The organism is Haloplanus salinarum, assembly GCF_024498175.1.
In the GTDB taxonomy this organism is placed as follows: Archaea; Halobacteriota; Halobacteria; order Halobacteriales; family Haloferacaceae; genus Haloplanus; species Haloplanus salinarum.
Map to the genome: position 1 here is coordinate 2,316,372 of NZ_CP101823.1, position 15,154 is coordinate 2,331,525.

General features: G+C 67.6%; 20 protein-coding genes and 2 tRNA genes. 11 read left to right on the forward strand and 11 right to left on the reverse strand.

Annotated features, from left to right (window positions below):
- Positions 1-383: 383 nt before the first annotated feature.
- Positions 384-458, reverse strand: a tRNA-Met gene (locus NO364_RS12020).
- A 100-nt stretch (positions 459-558) separates the two neighbouring features.
- Here NO364_RS12020 and NO364_RS12025 point away from each other — a divergent pair.
- Positions 559-738: a DUF7836 family putative zinc-binding protein gene (locus tag NO364_RS12025; RefSeq protein WP_157690605.1), complete on the forward strand. Its 180-nt coding sequence runs from the start codon at positions 559-561 to the stop codon at positions 736-738.
- Here NO364_RS12025 and NO364_RS12030 read toward each other — a convergent pair whose 3' ends face one another.
- Together NO364_RS12030 and NO364_RS12035 are read right to left on the reverse strand one after the other, a co-directional pair.
- Positions 739-1,146 (reverse strand): translation initiation factor IF-2 subunit beta, encoded by a 408-nt coding sequence (locus tag NO364_RS12030; RefSeq protein ID WP_157690604.1) that lies wholly within the window; start codon positions 1,144-1,146, stop codon positions 739-741.
- A 24-nt stretch (positions 1,147-1,170) separates the two neighbouring features.
- The gene (locus NO364_RS12035) at positions 1,171-1,674 is read right to left on the reverse strand and encodes a DUF7344 domain-containing protein (RefSeq protein WP_157690603.1); all 504 of its coding nucleotides are present in this window, start codon (positions 1,672-1,674) and stop codon (positions 1,171-1,173) included.
- Positions 1,675-1,728: 54 nt separating this feature from the next.
- Between NO364_RS12035 and NO364_RS12040 the strand changes: the two genes are divergently transcribed.
- Positions 1,729-1,962: a UPF0058 family protein gene (locus NO364_RS12040; protein ID WP_157690602.1), complete on the forward strand. Its 234-nt coding sequence runs from the start codon at positions 1,729-1,731 to the stop codon at positions 1,960-1,962.
- Between the two features lie 64 nt (positions 1,963-2,026).
- Here the strand turns inward: NO364_RS12040 and NO364_RS12045 are convergent, their stop codons facing one another.
- Entirely contained in the window at positions 2,027-2,470 is a 444-nt protein-coding gene (locus tag NO364_RS12045; protein WP_157690601.1) for a DUF555 domain-containing protein, read from the reverse strand.
- Positions 2,471-2,702: 232 nt separating this feature from the next.
- Between NO364_RS12045 and NO364_RS12050 the strand changes: the two genes are divergently transcribed.
- Genes NO364_RS12050 through NO364_RS12060 form a run of 3 tightly spaced genes read left to right on the forward strand, consistent with a single transcriptional unit; the run spans position 2,703 to position 4,673 of the window.
- On the forward strand, positions 2,703-3,101 hold the full coding sequence (locus NO364_RS12050) for an ArsR/SmtB family transcription factor (protein ID WP_157690600.1): 399 nt from the start codon (positions 2,703-2,705) through the stop codon (positions 3,099-3,101).
- Entirely contained in the window at positions 3,094-4,242 is a 1,149-nt protein-coding gene (arsB, locus tag NO364_RS12055) for an ACR3 family arsenite efflux transporter (RefSeq protein ID WP_157690599.1), read from the forward strand. The genes NO364_RS12050 and arsB overlap by 8 nt, the downstream gene beginning before the upstream one ends.
- A gap of 2 nt (positions 4,243-4,244) precedes the next feature.
- The gene (locus NO364_RS12060) at positions 4,245-4,673 is read left to right on the forward strand and encodes an arsenate-mycothiol transferase ArsC (RefSeq protein WP_157690598.1); all 429 of its coding nucleotides are present in this window, start codon (positions 4,245-4,247) and stop codon (positions 4,671-4,673) included.
- Between the two features lie 7 nt (positions 4,674-4,680).
- Here NO364_RS12060 and NO364_RS12065 read toward each other — a convergent pair whose 3' ends face one another.
- Together NO364_RS12065 and NO364_RS12070 are read right to left on the reverse strand one after the other, a co-directional pair.
- Complete coding sequence (locus tag NO364_RS12065) at positions 4,681-5,595, reverse strand: DNA-3-methyladenine glycosylase family protein (protein ID WP_157690597.1); 915 nt, start codon at positions 5,593-5,595, stop codon at positions 4,681-4,683.
- Between the two features lie 39 nt (positions 5,596-5,634).
- Positions 5,635-5,886, reverse strand: a complete 252-nt coding sequence (locus tag NO364_RS12070) for a hypothetical protein (protein WP_157690596.1) — start codon at positions 5,884-5,886, stop codon at positions 5,635-5,637.
- Positions 5,887-5,980: 94 nt separating this feature from the next.
- Here NO364_RS12070 and thrS point away from each other — a divergent pair, with 94 nt between their 5' ends.
- Positions 5,981-7,903, forward strand: coding sequence for a threonine--tRNA ligase (gene thrS, locus NO364_RS12075; protein ID WP_157690595.1), 1,923 nt, complete (start codon positions 5,981-5,983; stop codon positions 7,901-7,903).
- Here the strand turns inward: thrS and NO364_RS12080 are convergent.
- Complete coding sequence (locus NO364_RS12080) at positions 7,900-8,088, reverse strand: hypothetical protein (protein WP_157690594.1); 189 nt, start codon at positions 8,086-8,088, stop codon at positions 7,900-7,902. The two genes, thrS and NO364_RS12080, sit on opposite strands and share 4 nt — an antisense overlap.
- A 161-nt stretch (positions 8,089-8,249) precedes the next feature.
- Positions 8,250-9,002 carry a response regulator gene (locus NO364_RS12085; protein WP_257627644.1) on the reverse strand — a complete coding sequence of 251 codons (753 nt, stop codon included), beginning with the start codon at positions 9,000-9,002 and terminating at the stop codon, positions 8,250-8,252.
- 232 nt (positions 9,003-9,234) lie between these two features.
- Between NO364_RS12085 and NO364_RS12090 the strand changes: the two genes are divergently transcribed.
- Positions 9,235-9,630 (forward strand): hypothetical protein, encoded by a 396-nt coding sequence (locus tag NO364_RS12090; protein WP_257627645.1) that lies wholly within the window; start codon positions 9,235-9,237, stop codon positions 9,628-9,630.
- Between the two features lie 503 nt (positions 9,631-10,133).
- Here the strand turns inward: NO364_RS12090 and NO364_RS12095 are convergent.
- A tRNA-Lys gene (locus tag NO364_RS12095) sits at positions 10,134-10,207 on the reverse strand.
- 99 nt (positions 10,208-10,306) lie between these two features.
- Between NO364_RS12095 and NO364_RS12100 the strand changes: the two genes are divergently transcribed.
- Positions 10,307-11,767 (forward strand): DHH family phosphoesterase, encoded by a 1,461-nt coding sequence (locus NO364_RS12100; RefSeq protein ID WP_157690591.1) that lies wholly within the window; start codon positions 10,307-10,309, stop codon positions 11,765-11,767.
- On the opposite strand, the gene NO364_RS12105 is transcribed toward NO364_RS12100, so the two are convergent.
- Entirely contained in the window at positions 11,764-12,054 is a 291-nt protein-coding gene (locus NO364_RS12105) for a PRC-barrel domain-containing protein (RefSeq protein WP_157690590.1), read from the reverse strand. The two genes, NO364_RS12100 and NO364_RS12105, sit on opposite strands and share 4 nt — an antisense overlap.
- A 70-nt stretch (positions 12,055-12,124) precedes the next feature.
- A complete protein-coding gene (locus tag NO364_RS12110; RefSeq protein WP_157690589.1) occupies positions 12,125-12,508 on the reverse strand; it encodes a hypothetical protein in 384 nt (127 codons plus the stop codon).
- Positions 12,509-12,596: 88 nt separating this feature from the next.
- Here NO364_RS12110 and NO364_RS12115 point away from each other — a divergent pair, with 88 nt between their 5' ends.
- The 3 genes from NO364_RS12115 to NO364_RS12125 all read left to right on the forward strand — a co-directional run bounded on the left by NO364_RS12115 (position 12,597) and on the right by NO364_RS12125 (position 15,153).
- Positions 12,597-13,916 (forward strand): arylsulfotransferase family protein, encoded by a 1,320-nt coding sequence (locus NO364_RS12115; protein WP_257627646.1) that lies wholly within the window; start codon positions 12,597-12,599, stop codon positions 13,914-13,916.
- A gap of 93 nt (positions 13,917-14,009) precedes the next feature.
- Entirely contained in the window at positions 14,010-14,657 is a 648-nt protein-coding gene (locus NO364_RS12120) for a phosphatase PAP2 family protein (protein ID WP_157690587.1), read from the forward strand.
- A gap of 40 nt (positions 14,658-14,697) precedes the next feature.
- Entirely contained in the window at positions 14,698-15,153 is a 456-nt protein-coding gene (locus tag NO364_RS12125; protein ID WP_157690586.1) for a metal-dependent hydrolase, read from the forward strand.
- Position 15,154 lies beyond the last annotated feature (1 nt).

Genomic DNA, 15,154 nt, shown 5'->3' on the forward strand with positions numbered 1-15,154 from the left:
AGGGCGCGCGGCGACTCCCCCGTGTGTGGTCATCATCGTGACCTGCCAGGAGTGTGGTCGGGGGTACTCGCGCACCCGGTTTCTCGGCGAACCGGACCCACACGGCGCGCGGCCGTTCCAGTGCCCGAACTGTTATGCGTATCTCGGGCGCACCGAGCAAGGGTCGTCCTGATACCCTCGGGTCGGCGTGTCGATCACGGCCAGTGGGGCGGGGCCCCTGACGCCGTGACCGGACGGACGTTTCTCCCCGGTCGGGTCGTCGTCGAACACGAGAGGGATCTGAACCACGGTCGCTTCGCTCCCTGGTTCAAATCGACTGGGAAATTTCCGGCCGGCTGGCTCCCTCGTCACTCCGTTTCTCGGTCGCAGTTGCCGGCCGAAAATAGCGGGAGGTAGATTTGAACTACCGATCTCCGGGTTATGAGCCCGGCGGAATCTCCTGGCTATCCCATCCCGCTACCGAACCCTACCGGCGAGCCGGCGTTAAGGGTTTTGAAATCCGACCGGGGAACGGGGATCGCCGAACGTTTAATGTGACTCCGTGACACAGGGGCGGGCATGGTCGAAGCGTTCGTGAGACTGCTCTGTCCGGAGTGCGGCAAGGACTGGGAGGACGGCCCGACCGACCTGCCCGGCCATCGGAAGAACTTCAGCTGTCCGACGTGTCACGCGACGCGTCGGCTCGCGGAGTTCATGCGGACCGAACGCGACCTGGAACTCGTCAAACAGTTCGAGTGATCAGATCTCCGAGACGGCGGAGAGCGCACCGCAGGCGTCACACTTCAGCACCGTCGCACCGCGTTCCTCGACCAGTCGCGTGTCGGGCGAGCCACACTCGGAACAGGTCACGAACGTCTCGACGTACTCGTCGAGGGCGTCGCTCACGCGGGACTGCTTGAAATCGCCGGTGAACCGGGCGCGACCCCGGTCGTCGATGCTGGCGCTCGTCCCCAGCTCCGACTGGAAGAACTTGAGCAGGTGGTCCCGCTCCCGGTTCAGCCGGTCGTGCGTCTCGGCGAAGTTCTCGTAGATGGTCACGTTCCCCTCCGGACGAACCTCCGGGTCGGGAACCTGAAACCGGTCGACGGAGTCGGTTATTTCCGGCGTCTCGGTCAGCGCCCGATCGAGACTGTCGTCGTAGTCCATGGTTCGATGTGGCGGGGCCGACGACTAAAACGTTTCAGGACCCACGCGGGAGGTCGGAACGTGGTGGCGGCGACGGGACGGCGCGTCGAGCGGGGCCCGGACGCGGTCGAGATAGGTGAGAAACACCGCGGTCTGTGGCGTCGACTCGACGGCCCCCCGATCCGAGTCGTAGACGAGCGCGCCGGCCTCGTCGAAGGTCGGGTGGTGCGACCGGTGGAGGGAGACGTACACACGCTTGCGCTGTGTGGTCGTCAGGTCCGCGACCGACACGCCGTTCTCCAAGGCAGCGACGTGTTCGGCGAGGTCACTCCGCGTCGTCGCCGAGTTCGACGACAGATAGACGAGGACCCGTCGCCGCCGCTGGTTTCGGAGGACGTGCAGGATTCGATCGATCGAGACGGGTCGTCGCCCCGACTCCGCGTCCGTGTCGTCGTGTCTTCGAGCGCATGGTGTGGCGTGTACCCCCGACCGTGGGTGACGGCGGCGGCCGCCGAGCGCCGCGGACCGGAGAACCCCGCCGAGACGCATGTTAACTCCACTCAAGATAATAATATAACCTTCCACTCGCTATGGATGGTTGTTATGAAAAAGCAGGAGCTCATTCACCTGCACGGCCTTCTGGCCGAGGTAGAGAAACAGTGTGCGGCGTGGCATGACGGCGAAATCGACCTGACGGCGTACGAGGAGATGGGGGTACGACCCACATCCATCCACAAGTCGAAGACCGACCACAAGGCGGCCGTTTTCAAGCTGGCCAACGGCATCACTTCGTCCCTGGACACGTCCGAGGAGCGCGTCGCTCCGCACGCGGACTGAACACGTACGGCGCAGTCCCCGGTGTACCCGAACCGACCAGCGGCGGCGCTGACGCCGCCGGCGGTCACTCGTCGACGAGTTCCTCGAACTCGGGGATGAGGTCCTCGTCGTCCTCGTCGGTCGACGCCTCGCTCTCGCTTTCGTCCCCGCCGCTCTCGCTTTCGTCCTCGTCGTCCGCCGTCGGCTCGACCGACAGGACCGACAGCGGGACGTTCTCCAGTCGCTGGCCGATCTCCTTGCGTGCGATGCGCGAGGCGTGTTCCTCCTGTTCGACGTTGAACACCATCATCTCGAGTTCGAGGGCGACGAGTGCCTCGTCGGCGGCGATGAACGCCGGGGGGAGTTCCTCGCCCGACGGCGAGGTCCGCGACCCCATCTCGATCTCCACGTAGTTGAGGTCCGGGTTCAGCATCTCGCCGGTCTTGGCGATGGCGATCCGGATCGCCTCGTCCGGGGTCTCTACGTCGTACACCGGGACCGCTGCCTCGACGACGACTCGACAGTCCATACCACACCAAAGTTGTATTCCCACCGTCATGAAGCTTCGGCCGCACGGCTTCATCGACCGTTCCCCTACCGACGGGAGGACCGCCGTCCGGGCGGGACTCGATTCGATATACGTTCAACCATGTTTTCTCCGATATCGATCTAATCGCTTTATATACCGCTCTATACTCTCTTCGATCTGATTTGGTTGAACACCAGTACAATTAACTTCGGCGAAGTCGATCGTCGACACGATGCCCCACGGGACGGAACGGCTCCGACGATATCTGGCGGACGAACTCGGGGAGTGTCGCGACGAGGACGTGGAGCGACGGCTCGACGAACTGGGAACGCTCGAGGCGACGCTCGGGACGGCGCGGGTCGACGCCGAACTCGACGTGCTCTCGGCGCTCGCCAACGGGACGCGCTACACGCTCGTCCGGGTGCTCGTCGCCGCGGGCGAGGAGCTCTGTGTCTGTGAGTTACACGCCGTCGTCGACGTGAGCGAGAGCGGGCTCAGCCACGCCCTCTCGACGCTGGTCGACGCCGGCCTGGTCGAGGGTCGAAAGGACGGCCGCTGGAAGAAATACCGGGCGACCAACCGCGCCGTGGCGCTGGTGACGCTGCTCGACGGGAGCGTCGACGATGAGTAACGCACACGAACACGGGCCGAACTGCGGCTGTGAGAGCTGTGGCGATCCGCGTTCGATGGATTTCCTCGACAAATACCTCACCGTCTGGATCTTCGGCGCGATGGCCGTCGGCGTCGGCCTGGGTTTCGTCGCGCCGTCGGTGACGGGACCGATTCGGGACCTCCACCTCGTCGAGATCGGGCTCATCGTGATGATGTACCCGCCGCTGGCGAAGGCCGATTACTCGCAGCTCCGGACCGTCTTCGCCAACTGGCGCGTCCTCGGCTTGAGCCTCGTCCAGAACTGGCTGATCGGCCCGACCCTGATGTTCGGACTGGCGGTGGTGTTCTTCGGCGGGGTCGTTCCCGGCCTCCCGGCCCGACCGGAGTATTTCCTCGGCCTCGTGTTCATCGGGATGGCCCGGTGTATCGCGATGGTACTGGTCTGGAACGAACTCGCCGAGGGATCGACCGAGTACGTCACCGGCCTGGTGGCGTTCAACAGCCTGTTTCAGATCGTCACCTACGGCGTCTACGTCTGGTTTTTCGGCCTCGTGGTTCCCCCGTTACTGGGCATGGAGTCGCTCGTCGCGGGAATCACGGCCTTCGACGTCTCGCCGGCCCAGGTGTTCGAGGCCATCGCCGTCTTCCTCGGCATCCCCTTCGCCGCCGGCGTCCTGACGCGCTACGTCGGCACCCGTCGGAAGGGCGACGAGTGGTACGACGAGGAGTTCGTCCCGCGGATCGATCCGCTGACGCTCGTCGCGCTCCTCTTTACCGTCGTCGTGATGTTCGCCACCCAGGGTGGAAACATCGTCGCCGCGCCGGGCGACGTCCTGTTGATCGCCGTTCCGCTGACGGTCTACTTCGTCGTGATGTTCCTCGTGAGCTTCGGGATGGGTCGGGGCATCGGCGCGGACTACTCGACGACGACCGCCATCGGCTTCACCGCCGCCTCCAACAACTTCGAACTCGCCATCGCCGTCGCCGTCGCCGTCTTCGGCGTCGGCTCCGGCGTCGCCTTCACCACCGTCGTCGGGCCGCTCATCGAGGTGCCCGTCCTCCTCGCGCTGGTGAACGTCGCACTGTACTTCCAGCGGCGGTTCGACTGGGGCGGGGACGTCGACGGAATGACGACGGCGGACCCCACGCCCGACGATTAACCATGACCGACACCAACGCCGCCGAGCCGACCCGCATCGCCTTCGTCTGTGTCCGGAACGCCGGCCGCTCGCAGATGTCCGCCGCGTTCGCCGAACGGGAGCGCGACCGACGGGACCTGAACGTCGAGATACTGAGCGGCGGGACCCGTCCCGCCGAATCGGTCCACGAGGGAGTGATCGAGGCCATGGCCGAGGTGGGGCTCGACCTCACGGACCGGACACCGCGCGAGATCGGCACGGCCGAACTCCGGACCTGCGACTACGCCGCCACGATGGGCTGTTCGACGCTCGACGTGGACGCGATCCGCGACGACGTCGACGTCCGCGATTGGGCGCTCGCCGACCCCGGCGGAGCCGACCTCGACCGGGTGCGCGAGATCCGTGACGAGATCGAGGGCCGCGTCGCCGCGCTGTTCGACGAGGTCGAGTAGCGGCCGATTACTCCCCGCCGGCCCGGAGGTAGTAAAACAGGTACGTCTGGGCGTAGCCGGCGTACTCGCCGCCGAGGCGCTCGCGGATCGCCCGGGAGGTCCCGGCGTAGGAGCCGCGGTCGCAGTCGGGGTAGTGATCGGCGATGGCCGAGCGGATCCACGTATCGAGCGGCACCGCCTCCAGATAGCCCAGCGAGAACAGTAACACGCAGTCGGCCACCTTCTCGCCGACGCCGACGAAGCGCGTGAGGTACTCGCGGGCCTCCTCGTAGGGGCGACCGCGGGCCTCCGCCGGCGCGGCCTCGCCGTCGTCGACCATCGCCGCCGTCCGCCGGACGTAGGGCGCTCGGTAGCCGAGTTTGAGCTCCCGAAGTTCCTCCTCGGTACGGGCGGCCAGCTGGGCCGGCGTCGGGAAGGCGTGGTACGTGCGGCCGTCGACGGCAAGCGTGTCGCCGTACTCGCGGGCGAGCGCCCGCTGCATACCGTGGATGCGCGAGACCCGCATCTGTGCCGAGCAGATGAAGGAGATCAGGCAGGGAAAGGGCGGGTCGCGAACCAGCCGCATTCCCCGATACCTCTCGTACGCGCGGGCGAGCAGTGGATCGTCCGGAGTGGCCCCGAGGATGGCGTCGAGGTCGTCGTCCAGGCGGAGCAGGTGGGTGAGGATCGGGACGGCGTCGGTCGTCGACTCCCACTCCAGTCGCCCGTCTGTCTGGCGGACCCGGACGACCGCCGGCTCGTTGCCGACGGCGTCGAGCCGCGGGACGACCGTCTCGTACCACGCGTCGCCGCCGTGGGCGTCGTCCCGCTCGTACATTCCCCCGTCCGGGCGGGTCCAGAGGTAGCTCTGGCCGCTCTCGACGGTCGCCTGCAGGTCGAAGGGACCGTCGAGGGAATCGAGCGGGATGGTGCCGCGTTCCATGCGAGCGGGTCGGGCCGCCGCCGTTTCCCGGTTTCGTTTCTACTCCTCGTAGACCGCATCGAGCGGCGGGGCCTCGATCCCGCGGTCGGCGCGGTAGTCGGCGGCGACGGCGAGGACGGCGACCCCGAGGGATTCCCACCACCACGGCTGGGTGCACCGTCGACAGCGGGTCGCGGACGAGGGCGGCGAGCGGCGTGGCCGGGCCGCCGAGGTTCTCGACGCCGCTCGGGAGGGCGAACACGCCCGCGCCCAGCGGGAGCGCGAGGGCGCGAGCGGGCGGGTCGCGGACACGTCCTCCGTGGTGAGGGAAGCGAAAAATAACTTGCGTGGCCGCCCGGAGCCGCGTGTTCGACAGTATTATTCCGCTCGTCCGACTTCGACCGGTATGAGCGAAATCGTAGTGACGCTTCCCGACGGGTCGGAGCTCTCCGTCGCGGAGGGGTCGACGGTGGAGGACGTCGCCTACGAGATCGGGCCGGGCCTCGGACGCGACACGGTCGCGGGCGTCGTCGACGGGGACCTCGTCGACAAGGCCACCCCACTCGAGGACGGCGCCGAGCTCGTCATCGTCACCGAGGACAGCGACGAGTATCTCCGAGTGTTGCGCCACTCGGCGGCGCACGTCTTCGCACAGGCCCTGCAACGGCTCCACCCCGAGGCCAAACTCGCCATCGGGCCGCCGACCGACGACGGCTTCTACTACGACGTGACGAACGTCGACCTCGACAGCGAGGACCTGGAGGCCATCGAGGCGGAGGCCGAGGAGATCATCGCCGAGGACCTGCCGATCGAACGGGAGGAGCGGCCGCGGGCGGACGTCCTCGAAACGTACGACGACAATCCGTACAAGCGGGATATCCTGGAGACCGAGGCCGCCGGCGAGGATCCCGTGAGCGTCTACCGACAGGGCGAGTTCGCGGACCTCTGTCAGGGGCCACACGTCGAGTCGACCGGCGAGATCGGCGCGTTCAAACTCCTGAACATCTCCTCGGCGTACTGGCGGGGTGAGGAGGACAACGACACGCTGACGCGGGTGTACGGGACGGCCTTCGCAGACGACGAGGAGATGGAGGCCTACCTCGAACGCCGCCGGGAGGCCGAGGAGCGCGACCACCGAAAGCTCGGCCGGGAGCTCGACATCTTCTCCATCGACGAGACGACGGGACCGGGACTGCCGCTCTATCATCCCAACGGCAAACGCATCCTCGACGAACTCGCGGCCTTCGCCCGCGACCTGAACCTCGATGCAGGGTACGAGCCCGTCGAGACGCCGCACCTCTTCCGGACGGAGCTCTGGAAGAAGTCGGGCCACTACGAGAACTACGTCGACGACATGTTCCTGCTGGACGTGAACGACGAGGAGTACGGCCTGAAGCCGATGAACTGTCCGGGCCACGCCACCATCTTCGACCAGCAGTCCTGGAGCTACCGGGACCTCCCCGTCCGCTACTTCGAGGACGGAAAGGTGTATCGCAAGGAACAGCGCGGCGAACTCTCGGGGCTCTCCCGCGTGTGGGCGTTCACCATCGACGACGGCCACGAGTTCGTCCGCCCGGACCAGATCGAGGACGAGGTGACGCTGGTGATGGACAACATCGTCCGCGTCTTCGAGACGTTCGGCCTCGACGCCGAGGTGGCGCTTGCCACCCGCCCGGAGAAGTCCGTCGGGAGCGACGAGATCTGGGAACGCGCCGAGTCCCAGCTCCGTGCGGTGCTCGAATCCCGCGACATCGAGTACGACGTCGAGGCGGGCGACGGGGCGTTCTACGGCCCGAAGATCGACTTCGCGTTCGAGGACGCCCTCGGTCGCGACTGGGACGGGCCGACCGTCCAACTCGACTTCAACATGCCCGAGCGCTTCGATCTCACCTACACCGGCGAGGACAACGAGGATCACCGCCCGGTGATGATCCACCGCGCGCTCTACGGCAGTTACGAGCGGTTCCTGATGGTGCTCATCGAACATTTCGACGGGAAGTTCCCCCTGTGGCTGGCACCCGAGCAGGTCCGCATCCTCCCCGTCAGCGACGACAACCTCGGCTACGCCCACCGACTCGCGAACGAACTCGACGACTTCCGGGTCGAGATCGAGGACCGGTCGTGGACGGTCGGCCGCAAGATCCAGCAGGCCCACAGCGACCGTGTCCCCTACATGCTCATCGTCGGCGACGACGAGGAGTCCGCGGGAACCGTCTCGGTCCGGGACCGAAAGGAACGGGAGCGCAAGGACGTCGACCGCGAGGCCTTCGCCGCCCACCTCCGGGCGGAACGGGACGAGAAGCGGATCGGACCGGACTTCCTGGACTAAAACATCGCCCGGTTCTCGTCGTCGACGAGGTTCGGGAGTCGATAGCGGGCGCCGGTGTCGAACTGGCGCTGTGCGGTCCGGGCCCGTGGCGGCGTCGACGCCGCGGGCGTTCCGGCCGTCCATCGGCCGTCGGTGAGTGTGGGATCGGTGCGTCGGTCGGTCGTTGACTGCTGGTGTGTGCTCATTCCGTGTCTGCGAGGCGGCGGCGGCGGTCGAACGTCGATACCCGTCGGTGGAGAACTCAGTTGCGTACGGGTACGACGTGCGGGGGCATCGATCCGAACGAGTTCCCGATCCTTCATAAAAGTTCCTGTTGGTCCATCGTACCGCTCGGCGGCCGACGGCTTCAGTCCGATTCGCGTGGCGATATCTCGGAGACGGCGATGAGGAGACGGCCGTCGTCGAGGGCGGTGACCAGTTTCGACTCGGTGAACGTGCTGCCGTCGGCCCGGAGTCCGGTGCTGCGACCGGTCCACTCGCCGCCCTCCTCGACGACCGGCAACACGTGCGTTCGGATGTGCTCGACTTCCGCCTCGGGGTGGAGTTCCGTCCAGTGTTTGCCCGTCACCTCCGCCGGCTCGTAGTCGTAGACGTCGGCGTAGCCGGGGTCGACGCGGTCGAACCGTTCGTCCGGGCCGACGATACCGACCGCGTCGACCGCCGTCTCCGCCTCGGGGGCGAACCGGCCGTCCGCCCCGGCCGCGTGTTCCACGCGCCGGATCAACAGCGTGTACTGGTCGGTGCCGACGCCCTTTCGGAGGTAGTCGGTCACGCCGGCACGGACGACTTCGGCGGCCACGTCGCCCGTCTCCTCGCCCGAGAAGAGGAGGAAGGGGATCTCGGGATGGGTCTCCCGAACCGCCCCGAGGAAGTCGATACCGTTCGTGCCGGGCATCCGGTAGTCGCTGACGATACAGTCGAAGTCGTCGTCGCCGTCGCCGTCACGGAGTCGCTCCAGCGCCGCTTCCGGCGACGTGACCGTCGTAACCCGACAGTCGACCGACTCCTCGCGTTCGAGATAGAGTTTGACCAACTCGCCGAGCGCGGCGTCGTCGACATGGAGGATCGAGAGTCCCGAATCCGGATCGCCCGTCGTCATACGTCGAATCGGGGCGATACGAGCTTAAATCTCCCGCGACACCCGCTGTCACCTCGCATCGGGAACGTCCGACGTCGTCGGCCGGTACCGAGCCGAACGGGCGCGAGTGACCGACGTCCCACCCACCGTCGAGATTCGTTTGTTTACATATATCGTGAATATATTAGGCTTACTAGTACTAATATGTATATCTACGCCAGATTCTTATGTTTCTGTCGTCGGACCTGGATGTATGTTCGAACAATCGAGACGCGGGACGATGGCGGTACGGATCGGGGCGACGGTCGTGGCGGTCGGACTGTTGGTGTTGACGGCCGCCGGTGCGGGTGCGGCGGTCGGCGGCGACGACGTGGCCCCGAACCATTCGGCCGACAGCACGAGTCCGGTTCGGATCTACGACCACGAGACCGTCGACGGCGAGACGCTGCATACGATCGAACTCGCCCCGGCGACGGTCGATCCGTCGAGTGACGACGTCCTCGGCGTCGTCGTCCTCCCGGAGCGGGATCGGATCTGCCAGTCGGTCGCCGGCGACGGCGCCGGGTGCATGGAGGACGGATCGACGGTGGAGTCGTACTTGGACGCGGCCGGCGTCGAACGGGACGAGAGCGGGGAGTACGTGGTCTGAGGCGCCGGTCGAGTCCCGATAGGCGTCGGCCGACGGCGGGACGCCGTCCGCCTACCCGATCGGCGCCATGAGGAACCCGCCGGCCATCACGAGGATAGACGCTGGCCATCGACCCGACCGGATCCGCGAAGAGGCTGGCGGCGACGATTATCAGGCGTCCACGGTCGACGACTGCCTCGTTTTTCGACGCGGGGGACGTTCGCGGCCGCCGCCACTTCGTCGGTCCGTCGGCACGACCTCGCCCCGACCGAACGGGCGCTGCGGTATCGTCGTGTGTCCGGGTCGACGTCGAACACTGCCGGCGAGAGAACCGGGTCACGACCGAGCCATCGGCGACGGGGCGGGCCTCCGTAGCCGCTTCGCTCCTCACTTTCGTTCGGAGCGGAAGCGGGCCGGGAGGGAGTTGAACCACGCGAACGCCTCGCTACCGCTCGGCGTTCTCCAGTTCAACTCCTTCCTGCCGGTTCCCTCACCGCCTCGCCGTCGCTCGGCGGTTCGGTGCACGGGCCGGGAGGGAGTTGAACCCCCGACCGACGGATTAAGAGTCCGTCGCTCTACCTGACTGAGCTACCGGCCCTACGCCAACCGCTATCCGTGGGCCACTAAAAGGCGTTTCCCTTCGAGACGGTGGGAAGAAGGGACGAGGTTAAGTGAAACGCCGGGATACGTCGGTCACATGAGCAACGCGGCCCCGGTGTCGACGATGTCTTCGTACGCGATCCTCGGCTGTGGGAGCGTCGGTCACGCGGTCGCGGAAGACCTCGCGGAGGAGGGCAAGAGCGTGCTGATCCTCGACCGGGACGAGAGCCGCGTCGAAGCGCTTCGCGACCAGGACCTCAACGCACGGCAGACCGACATCCGTGACGAAGAGGTGGCGGAGTTGGTCGCCGACCGCGACATCCTCCTGATCCTCGCCTCGGACGTCGAGGCGAACAAGGCCGCGGTGTCGACGATCCGCGACCGTGGCGGCGACCAGTTCATCATCGTGCGAGCCTCCGATCCGATCTCGGAGGACGAACTCACCGAGGCGGGCGCGGACGTGGTGATCAACCCCTCGCAGGTGATCGCCGAATCGGCGCTGCGGGCGCTGGAGACGGGCGAACTGGAGTACAAGGCCAAACAGTTGGCGGACATCCTCCGCTCGGGGGCGGGCGACCTCGCCATCCTCACCCACGACAACCCCGATCCGGACTCCATCGCCAGCGCCGTGGCGCTCCAGGCCATCGCCGACGCCCACGACGTCGAGGCCGACATCCTCTATCACGGCGACATCGGCCACCAGGAGAACCGGGCCTTCGTCAACCTGCTCGGGATCGAACTCCTGCCGCTCTCGGAGGCGGAGTCGCTCGACGACTACGACCTGGTCGCGCTCGTCGACCACATGAAGTCGGGTGACATCGGCCTCGACACCGGCGTCGATATCTTCATCGACCACTACGAGCCCGAATCGGAGTACGGCGCCGAGTTCATGGACGTACGGCCGAACGTCTCCTCGACGTCGACCATCCTCACGAAGTATATCCAGGAGTTCGACCTCTCGCCGAGCGAGGCGGTGGCGACGGCGCTCCTGTACGGCATTCGCGCGGAGACGCTGGATTTCAAACGCGACACCACACCCGCGGACCTGACGGCTGCGGCGTATCTCTATCCCTTCGCCAACCACGACACGCTCGAACAGGTCGAATCGCCGTCGATGTCGCCCGAGACGCTCGACGTGCTGGCGGAGGCCATCCAGAACCGGCAGGTCCAGGGGAGTCACCTCGTCTCGAACGCGGGGTTCATCCGCGACCGGGACGCCCTCTCGCAGGCCGCCCAGCACCTCCTCAACTTGGAGGGGATCACGACGACGGCCGTCTTCGGCATCGCGGACGACACCATCTACCTCGCCGCCCGCTCGAAGGACATCCGCATCAACATCGGGAACGTCCTCGACGACGCCTACGGCAACGTCGGGGAGGCGGGGGGCCACTCGACACAGGGGAGCGTCGAAATCCCGCTCGGCCTGTTTACGGGCATCGAGGCCAGCGAGGACAACCGCGACACGCTCCTGTCGCTCGCCGAGGAGGCGGTCCGCAAGAAACTGTTCGACGCGATGGGCGTCGAGAGCACCGCGGGCGAGGCGACGAACGGCAGTTAAGCGACGACTTCCTCGTCCTCGTCTTCCTCGTCGAGGCGTTCGACCACGTCGTTGATCAGGATCACGTCGCCGACCGCACGGACCCAGCGGTAGGGGATCATCACGCCCTTGCCGGCCTCGATCCGCCCGGCGAACAGTTCCTGGCTCAACTCACCGAGCGCGAGCCCCGTGACCGACTCCTGTCCCAAGTCGAGGCGGACGTCCTCGACCTCCCCGACGAAGACTCCGTTGTTCGAGTACACCTCGCGCCCGACGAGTGTCGTGATCTCCTGTGGCGTGCCGTCCATATGCACTTCCTGTTCGTGGCGGGTCTTAATAGTTCGCGGACCGCCCGCGACGGCCGGACGGCGACGCGAGTCACTCCCGAAGGAGGAGCGCGAGAACGACGAGCAAGACCACCTGTGCGACCTTGTCGACGGCGCCGAGCGTCCCGACGTCGGCGGGGAAGGCCTTCGTGCCGGCGGCGAAGTTGACGTAGTACCACAGGACGATCTGTCCGGCGGTGAAGGGGATTCCGAGGCGATAGAGGAGCCCACGGCGGTAGTTCGCGACGACGGCGGCGCCCGCGGCCAGGAACACGACTCCGGCGAACAGAAAGGAGAGGCCGAGCGGACTCGGGGCGAACCCGACGCCGAGTCGCAGGTGGATCAGTCCGGTGACGACCGCCAGCAACACGCCGGCGTAGTGTAGCGGTCCCAACTCGCCCGAGTCGACGAATCCGGTGTCCGTCGCCGTGCTCATACCACGTCTCGGGGCGGCGCGCGCATAAAATCACGTGCTGCCCCCCGTGGGTACGAGGGATTATGCGTCTCCAGCCCCCCGAACGGGCATGGCCGACGGAACCCGGCAGTGGGTCGTCCGTGCCCTCGTCGCGGTGCTGGTGCTGTCGGCCGGCGTGGTCGCGGTGGAGTTCGTCGCACACGCACGCGACCCGGCGGCCGGCGACGCCGCGGCGTCGCAGGCCCGACAGCCCTACGCGGAGCGGCGAGCCGTCGCCCCACCGGCGAACGGGACGACGGTGATCACGGTCCAGAAGTTCCGACGAAACTTCGTCGTCGCGTTCGCCCCCGACGGCCGGGTCCGCTACTTCGATAACTCGCTGGATCGATACCACGACGTCGACCCGGTTCCGGAGGGGACCCACACCGTCGAGTTCGTCGGTGCCGAATACGACGGGGATACGACCCACCTGCTCGTCCGGCGGGTGAACCTCACGACGGGCGCCACGCGGGACGTCTACCGCCACGCCGTCCCCCGCACCGACCGCCCACACCGGTGGCACGACGTCGACCGACTCGACGCCCACCGGCTCCTGGTGGCGGACATCCGTGACGACGCCGTCTTCGTCGTGAACACGACGACGGGGGAGCGGACCTACGAGTGGCCGGCACAGGCCCACTTCGACACGGAATCCGGGGGCCAGTTCCCGCGGGACTGGACGCATCTCAACGACGTCGAACGGCTCCCGGACGGACGATACATGGCGAGCCTCCGCAACCAGGACGCCGTGGTGTTCGTCGAGCCGGGTCGGGGCGTCGACGCGTCGTGGACGCTCGGGCGCGACGACGCCCACGGGATCCTGTACGAGCAACACAACCCGGATTACCTTCCGGGAGCGGAGCCGTCGGTACTCGTCGCCGACTCGCAGAACCGGCGGATCGTCGAGTACCGACGCGAGAACGGGTCGTGGGTGCGGACCTGGTCGTGGCGCGACGAGGGGATGGCCTGGCCACGCGACGCCGACCGGTTGCCGAACGGCCACACCCTGATCGGCGATACGAACAGCGGCCGTGTCCTCGAAATCGACGAGACGGGGACGGTGGTCTGGCGGGTCGACGGGCTCCCGAGTTACGACGTGGAGCGACTGGGGACGGGCGACGAGAGCGCGGGCGGCCGCTCGGCCGAACGGCTGGGCCTCGCGAACCGGAGCCCGGCGGCCGGCTCGCCGTCGACGACCCGCCCGGGACGGACGGTCATCCCCACCCGGGTCAGCAACACGGTGGCCTTCGTCTCCCCCCTATGGCTGTCGGCGACGGGGCGGGCGGCGGCGGTCGTCGGCCTCGTCGCCGCCCTAGCGCTCGCTCTGCCCGTGGTGGGGGGGCGACTGCGCCGCGTCCTCGCCGCGGCGGCGCGAAGAGGTAAACCGTAGCGGTCCCAGGGTGAGGTGAATGGCGGAACGCAGTCAGGACGGACGGGTGCGTGGGCCACAGGGCCGGATCCAGGGGTCGACGGGAGGGGGTCGATGACGCCGGGCGTCCCGACGCAGTCGGCGTGGGTCGGCCAGGCCGTCCGGCTCTCGGTCGAGTCGGCCGCCGGAACGGCGGCACGGACCGGGCCTGGCGCGCGGCGGCTACTGGACTGGATCGTCGGTATCGACGCGTGGGCGGTGGGGGTGATCCTCGAACTCAGACACCCGCTGCTGACGAAGCTCATGGCGTCGGTGACGGGGCTCGGGTCGGCGTCGGCCGCGGTCGTGTTGCTCGGCCTCTGCTATCTGGCGGGGTGGCGACGGGACGTCGCGGTCGCCACCGTCTCGCTTGCGGTCGCCGGCGTCGTCGTCGCCGCGCTGATGGCGCTGGTCCAGCGGCCGTTCCCGCCACAGCCGGTGTGCGTGACCGACGGATCGGGGGTGCCACACTCGTTCCCGTCCGGACACGCGGCGGCCGTGACCGTCTACGCGCTGGTGTCGCGACGCTCCGAGGCGCTCCCGTTCGGGGTCGTGACGGCCGTCGCCGCCCTCGTCGCGTTCTCGCGGATCTACCTCGGGACCCACTTCCTGAGCGATACGGTGGTCGGGGTGGCCATCGGCGGCGCCGCGGTGGTGCTTGGTCGGCGGGTGATCGACCGCCGGGACGGGCGACCCCTCGGCGGGGTGCTGGCGGACGAATGACTCCCGTCGCGCCGATCCACCCCGCACCGGGAGGGCGGTGATGCTCTTCGCGACCCATCTCGTCGCGGCCGTCCTCCTCGGCCGACGGTGGACGCTGTCCCCGGCGTGGCTCGTCGCCGGCGCGGCGCTCCCGGACGTCGTCGACAAACCCTTGGCGATGGTCGGACTCGTCGACCTCTATCACACCGTCGGCCACTCCGCGCTGCTCGTCGTCCTCGCGGTGCCCGCTGCGGTCGCCGGGCGACGGGGGCTGGCTGTCGCGGTCGGGTGGGCATCACACCTGGCGCTCGACGCGTTCCACGTCGCGATCAACGGCCGCCCCGAGGACGCCGTCTTTCTCGTCTGGCCGCTCGTGACCCCGGCGACGCCGCTGAAACTGCCGCCCGGGGACTTCTTCGTCTACTACCTCTGGACGCCCTCGTTTTTCGTCGAAATCGGAATCTGGGTGGCCGTCGGGGCGGCGGCGGTGCGCGCGTGGCGCCGCGGCCGGGAGTGAG

Excerpts from the sequence above, each read along its gene's own strand:
- NO364_RS12025 (WP_157690605.1), top strand. The coding sequence starts at position 559 with ATGGTCGAAGCGTTCGTGAGACTGCTCTGTCCGGAGTGCGGCAAGGAC.
- NO364_RS12030 (WP_157690604.1), bottom strand. The coding sequence starts at position 1,146 with ATGGACTACGACGACAGTCTCGATCGGGCGCTGACCGAGACGCCGGAA.
- NO364_RS12035 (WP_157690603.1), bottom strand. The coding sequence starts at position 1,674 with ATGCGTCTCGGCGGGGTTCTCCGGTCCGCGGCGCTCGGCGGCCGCCGC.
- NO364_RS12040 (WP_157690602.1), top strand. The coding sequence starts at position 1,729 with ATGAAAAAGCAGGAGCTCATTCACCTGCACGGCCTTCTGGCCGAGGTA.
- NO364_RS12045 (WP_157690601.1), bottom strand. The coding sequence starts at position 2,470 with ATGGACTGTCGAGTCGTCGTCGAGGCAGCGGTCCCGGTGTACGACGTA.
- NO364_RS12050 (WP_157690600.1), top strand. The coding sequence starts at position 2,703 with ATGCCCCACGGGACGGAACGGCTCCGACGATATCTGGCGGACGAACTC.
- arsB (WP_157690599.1), top strand. The coding sequence starts at position 3,094 with ATGAGTAACGCACACGAACACGGGCCGAACTGCGGCTGTGAGAGCTGT.
- NO364_RS12060 (WP_157690598.1), top strand. The coding sequence starts at position 4,245 with ATGACCGACACCAACGCCGCCGAGCCGACCCGCATCGCCTTCGTCTGT.
- NO364_RS12065 (WP_157690597.1), bottom strand. The coding sequence starts at position 5,595 with ATGGAACGCGGCACCATCCCGCTCGATTCCCTCGACGGTCCCTTCGAC.
- thrS (WP_157690595.1), top strand. The coding sequence starts at position 5,981 with ATGAGCGAAATCGTAGTGACGCTTCCCGACGGGTCGGAGCTCTCCGTC.
- NO364_RS12080 (WP_157690594.1), bottom strand. The coding sequence starts at position 8,088 with ATGAGCACACACCAGCAGTCAACGACCGACCGACGCACCGATCCCACA.
- NO364_RS12085 (WP_257627644.1), bottom strand. The coding sequence starts at position 9,002 with ATGACGACGGGCGATCCGGATTCGGGACTCTCGATCCTCCATGTCGAC.
- NO364_RS12090 (WP_257627645.1), top strand. The coding sequence starts at position 9,235 with ATGTTCGAACAATCGAGACGCGGGACGATGGCGGTACGGATCGGGGCG.
- NO364_RS12100 (WP_157690591.1), top strand. The coding sequence starts at position 10,307 with ATGAGCAACGCGGCCCCGGTGTCGACGATGTCTTCGTACGCGATCCTC.
- NO364_RS12105 (WP_157690590.1), bottom strand. The coding sequence starts at position 12,054 with ATGGACGGCACGCCACAGGAGATCACGACACTCGTCGGGCGCGAGGTG.
- NO364_RS12110 (WP_157690589.1), bottom strand. The coding sequence starts at position 12,508 with ATGAGCACGGCGACGGACACCGGATTCGTCGACTCGGGCGAGTTGGGA.
- NO364_RS12115 (WP_257627646.1), top strand. The coding sequence starts at position 12,597 with ATGGCCGACGGAACCCGGCAGTGGGTCGTCCGTGCCCTCGTCGCGGTG.
- NO364_RS12120 (WP_157690587.1), top strand. The coding sequence starts at position 14,010 with ATGACGCCGGGCGTCCCGACGCAGTCGGCGTGGGTCGGCCAGGCCGTC.
- NO364_RS12125 (WP_157690586.1), top strand. The coding sequence starts at position 14,698 with ATGCTCTTCGCGACCCATCTCGTCGCGGCCGTCCTCCTCGGCCGACGG.